The 15,268-nt window shown below is 74.0% G+C and carries 1 protein-coding gene (only partly in view); it reads right to left on the reverse strand.

Features of this window, described 5'->3' with window-relative positions; genetic code table 11:
- Nucleotides 1-15,233, reverse strand: the 5' portion of a protein-coding gene (locus ACIO9K_RS07340) for an SDR family NAD(P)-dependent oxidoreductase (protein ID WP_400327675.1). The gene continues 15,235 nt to the left of window position 1, outside the view; the window shows 15,233 of its 30,468 coding nt (coding positions 1-15,233); it begins with the start codon at nucleotides 15,231-15,233; the stop codon falls past the left edge of the window.
- Nucleotides 15,234-15,268 lie beyond the last annotated feature (35 nt).

Consider the following 15,268-nt stretch of genomic DNA (forward strand, 5'->3'; position numbering starts at 1 on the left):
TTGCCGGGCTCGGGGTCGTAGAGGTGCTCGATGTCCCAGCCGCGGTCGGTCGGTAGTCCGGTGACGGTGTCGACGCCGTCCGCCAGCAGCCGCCACAGCTCCTCGGGCGTGGCCGCGCCGCCGGGGTAGCGGCAGGCCATGCCGACGATCGCGATCGGCTCGTCGGAGGTGTGCGGGCGGACGTCGGTGCCGGTCGTCGGCGTCGCCTCCGTGCCCGCGCCGGCCAGGGCGAGGAGGTGCTCCGCGACGGCCCGCGCGTTGGGGAAGTCGAAGGCGAGCGTGGCGGGCAGGCGCAGGCCGGTGCGCTTGTTGAGGCGGTTGCGCAGGTCGGTCGCGGCGAGTGAGTCGAAGCCGAGCTCCTGGAACGCCCGCTCGGGCGCGATCGCCTCGCCGGAGGCGTGGCCGAGCACCGCGGCGACCTCCGTCCGCACGAGCTCCAGTGCCAGACGTCGGCCCTCGCTCCCGGTTGCCCGGGCGAGGCGCGCGGCCAGCCCGGTCCCGGTCGCACGCCCACTCGCGGGCAGCTGGGCGTGCCTGCGCGGCGCGGCGAGGCCGCGCAGCAGCGCGGGGACCTCGTCGGTGCGGGCGCGCAGGGCGGCAGCGTCGACCCGGATCGGGACGACGGCGGCGCGATCGCTGCGCAGCGCGGTGACGAAGAGCGCGAGGCCGGTCGCGTGGTCGAGGACGGGAACGCCCTGGGTGGCCATCCGCGCCCGGTCGACGTCCGCGAGGTCGCGGCCGAGGCCGGCGCCGACGTCCCAGAGGCCGTAGGCCATGGAGGTGGCCGGCAGGCCGGCGGCGCGGCGGTGGGCGGCCAGGGCGTCGAGGAAGACGTTCGCCGCCGCGTAGTTGCCCTGACCAGCGGTCAGGACCAGCCCGCCCGCGGAGGAGAAGAGGACGAACGCGGTCAGGTCGAGGTGGCTCGTCAGCTCGTGCAGGTACCAGGCACCGTCCGCCTTCGGCGCCAGTACGGCGTCCATCCGGTCCGGCGTCAGCGCGCCGACCAGCCCGTTGTCACCCACACCGGCGGCGTGGATCACGGCCGACAGGCCGGGGATCGCGTCGACCAGAGCCGCCACGGACCCGCGGTCCGCCATGTCACACGCCCGGACCTCGACGGCAGCGCCGAGGGCGGACAACTCCGCCACCAGCTCCACCGCACCCGGCGCCTCCGGGCCACGACGGCTCGTCAGCACCACACTCCGCACACCGCACTCGGCGACCAGGTACCGGGCCACGACGGCCCCCAGACCACCCGTGCCACCGGTGATCAGCACCGTGTCGCCCGCGCCGACCGACAGCGCTCCCTCCGGCTGCGGAAGCCGGCACAGCCGCGGGACGTACACGGCTTCGGCGCGAACGGCCGACTCGGGCTCGGCGGTGACCAGCACCTCGCCGTCCGTGTCCAGCAGACCGAAGCGACCAGGGTTCTCCGCCTGCGCGGCCCGGACCAGACCCCAGATCGGAGCCTGCGCCAGATCCACCGGCTCACCGTCACGCACCGCCACCGCACCCCGCGTCACCACCACCAGACGCGACACCGCGAACCGCTCCTCCGCCAGCCACGCCTGCACCGCGCGCAGCAGGTACTGCGTCACCTCGCGCACGGCCGCCGGAACGTCGTCGCCCGGGGCAGCCACGGTCGAGCAGTCCAGGACGACGGTCTCGGGGACCGGGCCCTCGGCGGGCAGGGCGTCCCAGGCCGTCCATTCCTCACCCGGGGCGGCCGGGAGCTCCGACCACTCCACCGCGTAGAGCGGGTCGGCCGGGCTCAACTGCTCCGCCGAGACCGCCCGCCCCTTCACGGAGGCCACCGTCAGCACGGGGTCACCGGTCGGGTCGGCGAGGTCGAGCCGAAGCCCGCCCCCGTCGAACCGGACCAGGCGCACCCGTACCGCCGAAGCCCCGACGGCGCGCAGCGCAGCGCCCGTCCACGCGAACGGGACCACGGTGTCGTCGCTCCCCGCGTCCACGATCGCGACGTGCAGGGCCGCGTCGAGCAGCGCCGGGTGCACGCCGAAGCCGTCGGCGTCGACGTCCTCGGGGAGCTCGACGTCCGCGAACAGCTCGGCCCCGCGCCGCCAGGCCGCCCGCAGGCCCCGGAAGGCGTGGCCGTAGCCGAACCCGGCCTCGGCCATCCGCTCGTAGGCACCCTCCACGGACAGAGCCTCGGCGTCGGCCGGCGGCCAGACGTCGAAGGCCTCTACATTCCCGACTCCACCAGTGGCCAGCGAACCGGCCGCGTGCTGGACCCATCCGGCGTCCGGGTCCCCGTCCGGCCGGGAGTGGATCGTGAGCTCCCGGCGGCCGGTGGCGTCCGGCGATCCGACGCGGAGCTGGAGCTGGAGCGCACCGTGCTCGGGCAGCACCAGCGGTGCGGCGAGTGTCAGTTCCTCGACCTGCTCGCAGCCCACCTCCGCGGCGGCGCGCAGCGCGAGTTCGAGCAGGCCGGTGCCGGGCACCAGGACCGTACCCTGGACCACGTGGTCGGCCAGCCACGGGAACGCGGCCGTGGAGAGGCGTCCGGTGAGCACCAGCCCGTCCTCGTCGGCCAGTTCGACGGCGGCGCCGAGCATGGGGTGCGTGGTGGCGCCGAGGCCGGCGGACCGGACGTCGCCGCTGCGGGCGGCGAGGGGCGCGGGCCAGAAGCGGCGGCGCTGGAAGGCGTAGGTCGGCAGGTCGACGTGCCCGGCACCGGTGGTGGCGAACAGCGCGGTCCAGTCCACCGTGGTGCCGTGGACGTGGAGACGGGCCAGGGCCTCGACGAGGGTGTGCTCCTCGGCCCGGTTGCGGCGGAGCGCCGGGACGGCTTCGGCCTCGCCGTCGGGCAGCGCACTCACGGTGAGCGCGGTGAGGACGGCGTCGGGGCCGAGTTCGAGGAACCGCGTGACGCCCGCGGCCTCCAGCGTGCGGATGCCGTCGGCGAAGCGGACGGCCTCGCGGACGTGGCGCACCCAGTAGTCGGGGGTCGTGAGGTCCTCACCGAGGTTGCCGGTGAGGTTGGAGATCACCGGGATCGACGGCGCGCTGAAGGTGAGCCCGCTGAGGGCTTCGCGGAAGTCCTCCAGCATCGGGTCCATCAGCGGGGAGTGGAACGCGTGCGAGACCCGCAACCGGTTCGTCCTGCGGTCGGCGAAGTGCGCCTCGATCTCCGCGACGGCTTCTTCCGTCCCGGAGACGACGACCGAGCGCGGGCCGTTCACGGCGGCGATGGACACGAAGTCGCCCAGCAGCGGCAGGACTTCGTCCTCCGACGCCTGCACCGCCAGCATCGCGCCGCCGGACGGCAGCGCCTGCATCAACCGACCGCGAGCGGACACCAGCGCGCACGCGTCAGCCAGGCTGAACACCCCGGCCACGTGCGCGGCCGCGATCTCACCGATCGAGTGCCCGGCCACGAACTGCGGCCGCACACCGAGGGATTCGACGAGCCGGTACAGCGCCACCTCGACGGCGAACAACCCGGCCTGGGCATACGCAGTCTGGTTCAGCAGCTCCTCGTCCGCACCCCAGGCGACCTCGCGAACCGGAAGATCCAGGGCCGCGCACACCTCGTCGAAGGCCTCCGCGAACACCGGGAACCGGCCGTACAACTCCCGCCCCATGCCCAGCCGCTGCGAGCCCTGCCCGGAGAAGAGGAACGCGCTCCTGCCCACCGACGCGACCCCTCGGGCCACCTCGGCCCCGTCGACGACCACGGCGCGGTGCGGGAAGAGCGACCGCCCCGCAAGGGTGATCGCCACATCCCCGGAACGGAGTTCACCGAGTCCCGTCAGTCGCGCGAGCTGCGCGTCCAGCGCCGCCTCGGACTTGGCGGACACCACCCAGGGCATCGCCCCCGCCGTCACCGTGGCGTCCTGCACCACGTCGGGCTCGGCCTGCTCCAGGATGACGTGGGCGTTGGTGCCGCTGATCCCGAAGGAGGAGACGCCCGCGCGGCGGGCGTGGCCGGTGGCCGGCCAGTCGGTGCGCTCGGTGAGCAGCTCGACGGCGCCCGCCGTCCAGTCCACGTGCGAGGAGGGTGCGTCCACGTGCAGTGTGCGCGGCAGCAGGCCGTGCTGCATCGCCAGCACCATCTTGATCACGCCGGCCACACCGGCCGCGGCCTGGGAGTGGCCGATGTTCGACTTGATCGAGCCCAGCAGCAGCGGCAGTTCACGGTCCTGACCGTAGGTCGCCAGCAGGGCCTGCGCCTCGATCGGGTCGCCCAGCGTCGTCCCCGTACCGTGAGCCTCGACGGCGTCCACGTCCGCCGGGGACAGTCCGGCACTCGCCAGCGCCTGCCGGATCACCCGCTGCTGCGACGGACCGTTCGGCGCCGTCAGACCGTTCGACGCACCGTCCTGGTTCACCGCGCTGCCGCGCAGGACCGCCAGCACCCGGTGCCCGTTGCGACGCGCGTCCGACAGCCGTTCCAGCACCACCATGCCGACGCCCTCACCCCAGCCCACGCCGTCCGCCGCGTCCGCGAACGAACGGCACCGGCCGTCCACCGACAGGCCGCCCTGGCGTGAGAACTCCACGAAGGTGTTCGGTGTCGACATCACGGTGACGCCGCCGGCCAGGGCGAGCGTGCACTCACCGCTGCGCAGCGCCTGCGCCGCCAGGTGCATCGCCACCAGCGACGACGAGCACGCCGTGTCCACCGTCACCGCCGGGCCCTCCAGGCCCAGGGTGTACGAGACGCGGCCCGAGGCCACGCTCCCGGCGCTGCCGCTGCCCTGGTAGCCCTCGAACTCGCCACCGCCGAGCAGGCTCGCGTAGTCCGCGTACATCACGCCCGCGAAGACGCCGGTCCGGCTGCCGCGCAGCGACACCGGATCGATGCCGGCCCGCTCGAACGCCTCCCACGACGTCTCCAGCAGCAAGCGCTGCTGCGCGTCCGTCGCCAACGCCTCGCGCGGACTCATCCCGAAGAACTCGTGGTCGAACTCCCCAGCGGCGTGCAGGAATCCGCCGGAGCACGTGGAGGACGTCCCGATGTGCTCCGGGTCCGGGTCGTAGAGGGCCTCGACGTCCCAGCCACGGTTCGCCGGGAAGCCGGAGACCGCGTCCACGCCGTCCGCGACCAACCGCCACAGGTCCTCCGGGGACTCGACGCCACCCGGGTAGCGGCAGGCCATCCCGACGAGCACGATCGGGTCGTCCGACAGCGACGGCAGGGCCTCGGGGACGTCGACGTCGCTCTCCGCCCCGAACAGGCCCTCCAGCAGGAAGGCGGCCAGCGCGCTCGCCGTCGGGTAGTCGAACACGACGGTGGCCGGCAGTGGGAGACCGGTCACCGACTTGAGCCGGTTGCGCAGCTCGACCGCCGTCAGCGAGTCGAAGCCGAGGTCCTGGAACGCCTTCGACGGATCCACCGTCGCCCGGCCCTCGTGGCCGAGCACGAGCGCGATCTGATCGCGCACCAGCTCCAGGACGGCCTCACGCCGCCCGTCGCCGCCCAGGCCCGACAGGCGCTGCGCGAGGCCCTTCGTCACGGCCGAAGCGGCGACGACGGCGCGGCGCACGCGGCCCCGCACCAGTCCGCGCAGCAGGGCGGGTACCTCGCCGTGCGCGGCCATCGCCGCCGGGTCGAGGCGGACCGGCAGCACGGCCGGGTGCCCGGTGGCGAGCGCCGCGTCGAAGAGCGCGACGCCCTGGTCCGGGGCAATGGCCGGCAGGCCGAGCCGGGCGATGCGTTCGGCCTCGGTGTCGGTGAGGGTGCCGGTCATGCCGGCCACGCCGGACCAGGGACCCCAGGCGAGCGAGACGGCGGCCAGACCGAGCGAACGACGGTGGACCGCCAGGGCGTCCAGATAGGCGTTGCCCGCCGCGTAGGCGCCCTGACCCGCACTGCCGAACGTGCCGGCGACGGAGGAGAAGAGAACAAAAGCCCCGACGTTCTCAGCGGCCCGGTGCAGGTTCCACGCCGCATCCGCCTTCGGACGGAGCACCGCGCTGACACGCCCGGGATTGAGGGAACCGATCACACCGTCATCGAGCACCCCCGCCGTGTGGACGACGCCGCGAATCTCGTGCCGGGCGAACAGGTCCGCGACAGCGGCCCCATCCGCCACGTCACAGGCCTCCACAATCACCCCTGCACCCAACTCCGCCAGCTCCACGAGCAGTTCGTCCGCACCCTCGGCGTCCGCGCCACGGCGGCTCACCAGCAACAGGCTGCGCACGCCGTGCTCCGCCGCCAGGTGCCGCGCCACGACCCTGCCCAGACCACCCGTGCCACCGGTGATCAGAACCGTCCCCTCACTCGGCCACGCCACCGACGCCACCGCCCCGACCGTGCCCTCCACCCGAACCAGACGGGCCGCGAAGACCTCACCGCCACGGACGAGCAACTCCGGCTCATCCACACCCAGCACAGCGGGCGGCAGTTCTCCCGAACCCGCCAGATCCACCAGACCGAACCGGCCCGGCTCCTCCGACATCGCCGACCGCACCAGACCCCACACCGCAGCACCCGGCAAATCCCCGCCCGCCACCACACCACACGTCACGAACACCAGACGCGAGCCCGCGAACCGCTCCCCCGCCAACCAACCCTGCACCAACTCCAGCACACGTGCCGTCCGAGCATGCACGTCGCCGTCCGCCGGTCGGATCACCACCACCGGCGGCACCTCCACCGAAACCTCCGCCAACGACTCCACCACCACGAACTCCGGAGCAGCAGCCGTCTTCACCGGCACCCAGTCCACCCGGAACAACGCGTCCCGGCCCACCCGCGTCTTGAGCGCGAGCTGCCCGGTGGCGATCGGGCGCACCGTCAGCGCGCCGACCGAGGCCACCGGCCGGCCGTCGGCGTCGGCGATCGCGAGCGCGACCCCACCGCCCGCCGACGGCGTCAGCCGCACCCGGACCGTCGACGCCCCGGAGGCGTGCAGCGCCACGTCCTCCCACACGAACGGCACACCGCCACCCTCGCCGGACCCGGTCAGCGCGAACGCGTGGAGGCAGGCGTCGAACAGCGCCGGGTGCAACCCGAAACCACTACCGTCAACGCCCTCGGGCAGAGCGACCTCCGCGAAGACCTCATCCCCGCACCGCCAGACGGCCCGGAGCCCCCGGAACGCCGGGCCGTACTCGAACCCGGCCTCCGCCAGACCCTCGTACAACCCGACCGCGTCAACCGCCTCGGCACCGACCGGCGGCCACACCGAGGCATCGAACACCGCCGGCACCGCGCCCGAGCCCACCACACCACTCGCATGCAGAGTCCAGACCGTCCCGTCCGCGTCGTCCGGCCGGGCATGCATCGTGAGCGCGCGCCGCCCGGACGCGTCCGGCGCGCCGACCCACACCTGCACCCGCACGCCGCCCCGCTCGGGCAGGACGAGCGGCGCGGCCAGCGTCAGTTCCTCGACCAGATCACAGCCAACCTCGTCCCCGGCCCGCACCGCCAGCTCGACCAGCGCCGTGCCCGGCACCAGGACCGAACCCATGACGACGTGGTCCGCGAGCCACCCGTGCGACCGGGCCGACAACCGGCCGGTGAACAGGTAGCCGTCCGTGTTGACCAGCTCGACGGCCGCGCCCAGCAGCGGGTGCTCGACGGCACCGAGTCCCGCGAGCCGGACGTCGCCGCCGCGCGCGCGGGTGACCGCCGGCCAGTAGTGCCGGTGCTGGAACGCGTACGTGGGCACGTCCACGGCGCGGGCACCGGTCCCGACGAAGAGGGCGGCCCAGTCGACGCGCGCGCCGGTGACGTGCAAGCGCGCGAGCGCGGTCAGGACGGTCGCGTCCTCGCCCTGGTCCTTGCGGAGGACGGGAGCCAGAACGCTGTCGCCGGAGAGGGAGGCGGCCGCGAGGGCGGTGAGGACGGCGTCGGGGCCGAGCTCCAGGAAGCGCGTGACACCCGCGGCCTCCAGCGTGCGGATGCCGTCGGCGAAGCGGACGCCCTCGCGAACGTGGCGCACCCAGTAGTCGGGGGCGGTGAGGTCCTCGGCCGGTTCGCCGGTGAGGTTGGAGATCACCGGGATCGACGGCGCCTGGTACGTCAGCCCGTTGAGGACAGCCCGGAAGTCCTCCAGCATCGGGTCCATCAACGGCGAATGGAACGCGTGGGACACGCGCAGCCGCGTCGTCTTTCGGTCAGAGAAGTGCGCCTCGATCTCCGCGACGGCCTCCTCCGCCCCCGAGACCACGACCGACGTCGGGCCGTTCACCGCCGCGATCGACACGAACTCACCCAGCAGCGGCAGGACTTCATCCTCCGCCGCCTGCACCGCCAGCATCGCGCCACCCGACGGCAACGCCTGCATCAAACGGCCACGAGCGCTCACCAACGCGCAGGCGTCCTCCAGCGAGAACACCCCGGCCACATGCGCCGCCGCGACCTCCCCGATCGAGTGCCCGGCCACGAACTCCGGCCCCACACCCAGCGATTCGAGCAGCCGGAACAGCGCCACCTCGACCGCGAACAGTCCGCACTGGGCGTACTCCGTCCGGTTCAGCAGTTCCTCGTCCGCACCCCACACGACATCCCGAACCGGAAGCTCCAGAACCCCGCACACCTCGTCGAAAGCCCGAGCGAACACCGGGAACCGACCGTACAACTCCCGCCCCATCCCCAACCGCTGCGACCCCTGCCCCGAGAACAGGAACGCCGTCCCGCCCTCACCCACAAGCCCCCGGGCCACCTCGACGCCATCGACGAGCACCGCCCGGTGCGGGAAGGCCGTCCGCCCGGACAGCGTGAACGCCACATCCGCAGCCTGGAGCTCACCGACCTCTGCCAGCCGCGCGACCTGCGCGTCCAACGCCGCTTCGGACCTGGCGGATACCACCCAGGGCATCGCCCCCGCCGTCACCGCAGCGTCCCGCACGGCCTCGGGCTCGCCCTGTTCAAGGATCACGTGCGCGTTGGTCCCGCTGATGCCGAACGACGACACGCCCGCCCGGCGGGGCCGGCCGGCCTCCGGCCACCCCTGGGCCTCGGCCAGCACCTCCACCGCGCCCGCCGTCCAGTCCACGTGCGAGGAGGGTGCGTCCACGTGCAGTGTGCGCGGCAGCAGGCCGTGCTGCATCGCCAGCACCATCTTGATCACGCCGGCCACGCCAGCCGCCGCCTGCGCGTGCCCGATGTTCGACTTGATCGAGCCCAGCAGCAGCGGCAGTTCACGGTCCTGGCCGTAAGTCGCCAGCAGGGCCTGCGCCTCGATCGGGTCGCCCAGCGTCGTCCCCGTACCGTGCGCCTCGACGGCGTCGACGTCGGCGGTCGACAGTCCGGCACTCGCCAGCGCCTGCCGGATCACCCGCTGCTGCGACGGACCGTTCGGCGCCGTCAGACCGTTCGACGCACCGTCCTGGTTCACCGCGCTGCCGCGCAGGACCGCCAGCACCCGGTGCCCGTTGCGACGCGCGTCCGACAGCCGTTCCAGCACCACCATGCCGACGCCCTCACCCCAGCCCACGCCGTCCGCCGCGTCCGCGAACGAACGGCACCGGCCGTCCGCCGACAGGCCGCCCTGGCGCGAGAACTCCACGAACGTCCCCGGCGTCGACATCACCGTCACGCCGCCCGCGAGCGCCAGCGTGCACTCGCCGCCGCGCAGCGCCTGCGCCGCCAGGTGCATCGCCACCAGCGACGACGAGCACGCCGTGTCCACCGTCACCGCCGGGCCCTCCAGGCCCAGGGTGTACGAGACGCGGCCCGAGGCCACGCTCCCGGCGCTGCCGCTGCCCCGGAAGCCCTCGAACTCCTCGCCGTCGAGGAGCGAGCGGTAGTCGGTGTACATGATGCCCGCGAAGACGCCGGTCCGGCTGCCGCGCAACGTCACCGGGTCGATGCCGGCCCGCTCGAACGCCTCCCACGACGTCTCCAACAGCAGGCGCTGCTGCGCGTCCGTCGCCAGCGCCTCGCGCGGACTCATCCCGAAGAACTCGTGGTCGAACTCCCCGGCGGTGTGCAGGAACGCGCCCCGCCGGGTGTACGACGTGCCCGGGACGGACCGGTCCTCGCTGTAGAGCGAGTCGACGTCCCAGCCGCGGTTCGCCGGGAAGTCGGACACCGCGTCCACGCCGTCGGCCACCAGCCGCCACAGGTCCTCCGGCGACGCCACGCCGCCGGGATAGCGGCAGGCCATCCCGACGATGACCACCGGGTCGTCCGACGACACCGGGAGCGCCGGCAGGAGTTCCTCGGCCTCCTCGGCGCCGAACAGGCCCTCCAGGACGAAGCCCGCCAGCGCACTCGCCGTCGGGTAGTCGAACACGACGGTGGCCGGCAGTGGAAGACCGGTCGCCGACCGCAGCCGGTTGCGCAGCTCGACCGCCGTCAGCGAGTCGAAGCCGAGGTCCTGGAAGGCCCGCGACGGGTCGACGACCGAGCCGCCCTCGTGGCCCAGGACCACGGCGATCCGGTCGCGCACCAACTCCAGGACGGCCGCCCGCCGCTCGTCCTCGCCCAGCCCCGAGAGCCGCTGCGCGAAGGCCGCCGAAGCGGCCGAGCCCACGACCACCGCGCGCCGGACCCGGCCGCGCACCAGTCCGCGCAGCAGGGCGGGCACCGAGTCCTGGGCCCGCAGCGCCGCGAGGTCCAACCGGACCGGCAGGATCGCGGGCAGGCCCGCCGCGAGCGAGGCGTCGAACAGCGCGGCGCCCTCGGCGGGGGTGAGCTCCGGCATGCCCGAGCGGGCTATCCGGTGCAGGTCGACGTCGGCGAGCGTGCCGATCATGCCGCCGTCGCGGGTCCACGGGCCCCAGGCCTGCGAGACGGCGGTCAGGCCGAGCGAACGACGGTGGACCGCCAGGGCGTCGAGGTAGGCGTTGCCCGCCGCGTAGGCGGCCTGGCCCGGGCCGCCGAAGACGCCGGAGACGGAGGAGAACAGGACGAAGGCCGCCAACTCGCGTTCCTTCGTGGCCTCGTGCAGGTGCCAGGCGGCGTCCGCCTTCGGGCGCAGGACGGCGCCGACGCGCTCGGCGGTCAGGGAGCCGATCACGCCGTCGTCGATCACGCCGGCCGTGTGGACGACCGCGCGGATCTCGTGCCGGGCGAACAGGCCTGCCACCGCCGCCGGATCGGCGACGTCACACGCCTCGACGACGGCCTCCGCGCCGGCCGCCGCCAGTTCGGCAAGCAGTTCATCCGTGCCCTCGGCGTCCGCGCCCCGGCGGCTGACCAGCAGCAGCTGCCGCACGCCGTGTTCGACGGCCAGGTGCCGGGCCATGACCCGGCCCAGGCCGCCCGTGCCGCCGGTGATCAGGACCCTGCCCTCACTCGGCCACGCCACCGGCTCGCCCGCCGATTCGGCGCGCAGGAGCCGGGCCGCGAGGACCTCCCCGTCGCGGACGAGCAGCTGCGGCTCGTCCAAACCCAGGGCTGTGGGCGGCAGTTCTTCCGAACCCGCCAGATCCACCAGGCCGAACCGGCCCGGTTCCTCCGACATCGCGGACCGCACCAGGCCCCACGCCGCAGCGCCCGGAAGGTCCTCGCCCGCCACCACACCGCGCGTCACGAACACCAGACGCGAGCCCGCGAACCGCTCCCCCGCCAACCAGCCCTGCACCAGCTCCAGCACGCGGGCCGTACGCGCGTGCACGTCGTCGTCCGCCGGTCGGATCACCACCACCGGCGGCGCGTCCGCCGAAACCTCCGCCAGCGACTCGACCTCCGCGAACTCCGGAGCAGCAGCCGTCTTCACCGGCACCCAGTCCACCCGGAACAGCCCGTCCCGAGCCGCTGCCGACCCGCCGCTCGACACAGCGCGCAGGGCCAGCGACCCGACGGACGCCACCGGCAAGCCCTCGGCGTCGGCGACCGCCACCGCGACGGACTCCTCGCCGGTCCGGGTGACGCGCACGCGCACGGAGGACGCGCCGGAGGCGTGCAGCGACACGTCCTCCCACGAGAACGGCACGACGCCGCGCGGCATCCCGTTGACGGCCGTCACGTGCAGGGCGGCGTCGAGCAGCGCCGGGTGCAGGCCGTAGCCGGTGCCCTCGGTACCCTCCGGCAGGGCGACGTCGGCGAAGACCTCGTCCCCTCGCCGCCAGGCCGCCCGCAGGCCCTGGAACACCGGGCCGTACGCGTAGCCGCCGTCGGCCATGTCCTCGTACAGCCCGGCCGAATCGACCGCCTCGGCGCCGACCGGCGGCCAGACCGACGTGTCGAATGCGGTGCGCATCTCCCCCACGGCCAGGACGCCGGTCGCGTGCTGGTCCCAGGCGCGGCCGTCGGCGCCCTCGGGCCGGGAGGCGATGGTGAAGGTGCGGCGGCCGGTACCGTCGGCCGCGCCGACCCGCAATTGCAACTGGACGCCCTCGCGCTCGGGAAGGACGAGCGGTGCGGCCAGGGTCAGTTCCTCGACGCGGTCGCAGCCGGCCTCGTCCCCGGCGCGGACGGCCAGTTCGAGAAACGCGGTGCCGGGCAGCAGGACGTTGCCGCGCACGACGTGGTCGGCGAGCCAGGGGTGGGACTGGCGGGAGAGCCGGGATGTGAACAACAGGCCGTCCTCGTCGGAGAGTTCGAGCGAGGCGGAGAGCAGCGGATGGTCGGCGGTGTCGAGGCCCGCCGCGCCGAGGTCACCGGCGGTCGCGCGGGCGGTCACGGGCCAGTAGCGACGGTGCTGGAAGGCGTAGGTCGGAAGGTCGACCGGGCGGACGGCGGTGCCGGCGAAGAGGGCGGCCCAGTCGACGGGCACGCCGGTGACGTGCAGGCGCGCGAGCGCGGTCAGGACGGTCGTGTCCTCGGCCTGGTCCTTGCGGAGGGAGGAGGACAGCACGGCCTCGTCGGAAAGAGAGGAGGCCGCCAGCGCCGTCAGAACACCGTCGGGGCCGAGTTCCAGGAAACGGGTGACGCCGGCAGCCTCCAACGCGCGCACACCGTCGGCGAAGCGGACGGCCTCACGGACGTGGCGCACCCAGTAGTCCGCCGAGCACAGCTGCTCGGGAGCGGCTGCCTCCCCCGTCAGGTTGGAGATCACCGGGATCGAAGGAGCAACGTACGTCAGCCCGTTGAGGACAGCCCGGAAGTCCTCCAGCATCGGGTCCATCAGCGGCGAGTGGAACGCGTGCGAGACCCGCAACCGGTTCGTCCTGCGGTCGGCGAAGTGCGCCTCGATCGCCTCGACGGCCTCCTCCGCCCCCGAGACCACGACCGACGTCGGGCCGTTCACCGCCGCGATCGACACGAACTCGCCCAGCAACGGCAGGACTTCGTCCTCCGCCGCCTGCACCGCCAGCATCGCGCCACCCGACGGCAACGCCTGCATCAAACGGCCACGAGCGGACACCAGCGCACAGGCGTCCCCCAGCGAGAACACCCCGGCCACGTGCGCGGCCGCGACCTCCCCGATCGAGTGCCCGGCCACGAACTCCGGCCGCACACCCAGGGACTCCACCAGCCGGAACAACGCCACCTCGACCGCGAACAACCCCGCCTGGGCATACTCCGTCCGGTTCAACAGCTCCTCGTCCACACCCCACACGACATCCCGAACCGGCAGCTCCAGAACCCCGCACACCTCGTCGAAAGCCCGAGCGAACACCGGGAACCGGCCGTACAACTCCCGCCCCATCCCCAACCGCTGCGACCCCTGCCCCGAGAACAGGAACGCCGTCCCGCCGCCCTGGACCGCACCCTCGACGACCCCGCCCGAGCCCGCCGCCAGCGCGTCGAGCCCACGCAGCAGCGCGTCCCGGTCCGAACCGACCACCACGGCCCTGTGGTTGAGCATCGACCGGCTCGTGGCGAGCGCCGCCGCGACGTCCGCGACCGGCACGCCCGCCGCGACGTCGCGCAGGCGGGCGGCCTGGGCGCGCAGCGCGTCCGGCGTCCGGCCGCTCAGCACCCACGGCACGACGGCCGGGACCGGGGCAGCCTCCACAGGCTCCTCCGCCACAACCTCGTCCGCCTGTTCCAGGACCACGTGCGCATTCGTCCCGCTGATGCCGAACGCCGAGACGCCCGCCCGGCGCGGGCGCCCGGTCCGCGGCCAGTCGCGGGCCTCCGTCAGCAGTTCGACGGCGCCCGCCGTCCAGTCCACGTGTGAGGACGGCTCGTCGACGTGCAGGGTGGCCGGTAGCACCCCGGCGCGCAACGCCATGACCGTCTTGATGACGCCCGCGACGCCGGCCGCCGCCTGGGCGTGGCCGATGTTCGACTTGACGCCACCGAGGTAGAGCGGCCGGTCGGCGGGCCGGTCCTGGCCGTAGGTCGCGAGCAGGGCCTGCGCCTCGATGGGGTCGCCGAGGGTCGTGCCGGTGCCGTGGGCCTCGACGGCGTCGACCTGGTCGGGGGTGAGGCGGGCGTTGGCGAGCGCGGCCTGGATGACGCGCTGCTGCGAGGGTCCGTTGGGGGCGGTCAGGCGGCTGCTGGCGCCGTCCTGGTTGACGGCGGTGCCCCGGACGACGGCGAGGACCTCGTGGCCCAGGCGCCGGGCGTCCGAGAGGCGCTCGACGAGCAGGACGCCGACGCCCTCCGCCCAGGAGGTGCCGTCCGCGGCCTCCGCGAAGGGCTTGCAGCGCCCGTCGGGGGCGAGGCCGCGCTGGCGGGAGAACTCGGTGAACAGGCGGGTCGTCGGCATGACGGCGACGCCGCCGGCGACGGCCATCGAGCACTCGCCGGCGCGCAGCGCACGGACCGCGAGGTGGAGGGCGACGAGCGCTGAGGAGCACGCGGTGTCGACGGTGACCGCCGGGCCCTCCAGCCCGAGGGTGTAGGCGATGCGGCCTGAGAGGACGCTGACGGCTCCGCCGGTGAGGAGGTGGCCCTCGGTCTCCTCGGTCTGGCGGGCGAGGGAGCCGTAGTCGGTGTCGGCACCGCCGATGAACACGCCGGTGTCGCTGCCGCGCAGGGCGGCGGGGGCGATGTGGGCGCGCTCGATGGCCTCCCAGGCGGATTCGAGGAGGAGCCGCTGCTGCGGGTCCATGGCGAGGGCCTCGCGGGGGGCGATGCCGAACAGCTCGGCGTCGAAGTCGGCGACGCCGTCGAGGAACCCGCCGTGGCGCACGTAGCTCTTGCCGGGGGTGCCGGGGGTGGGGTCGTAGAGGCCACCGGTGTCCCACCCGCGGTCCCCCGGGAGGTCGCCGATGGCGTCGGCACCGTCGGCGACGAGCCGCCAGAGGTCCTCCGGGGTGCGGACGCCGCCGGGGTAGCGGCAGGCCATCCCGATGATCGCGATCGGCTCGGCGTCCCTCGCCTCGACGGACTCCAGGCGCTGCTTCGTGCGCCGCAGGTCCGCGGTGACCTTCTTGAGGTAGTCGCGGAGCTTGTCCTCGGAGGTGCTGGCCATGGGTGGGAAACCTCGCAGTTCGGAAGGGTGGCACG

Origin of the sequence: Kitasatospora sp. NPDC087271 (assembly GCF_044744605.1) — a bacterium.
In the GTDB taxonomy this organism is placed as follows: Bacteria; Actinomycetota; Actinomycetes; order Streptomycetales; family Streptomycetaceae; genus Kitasatospora.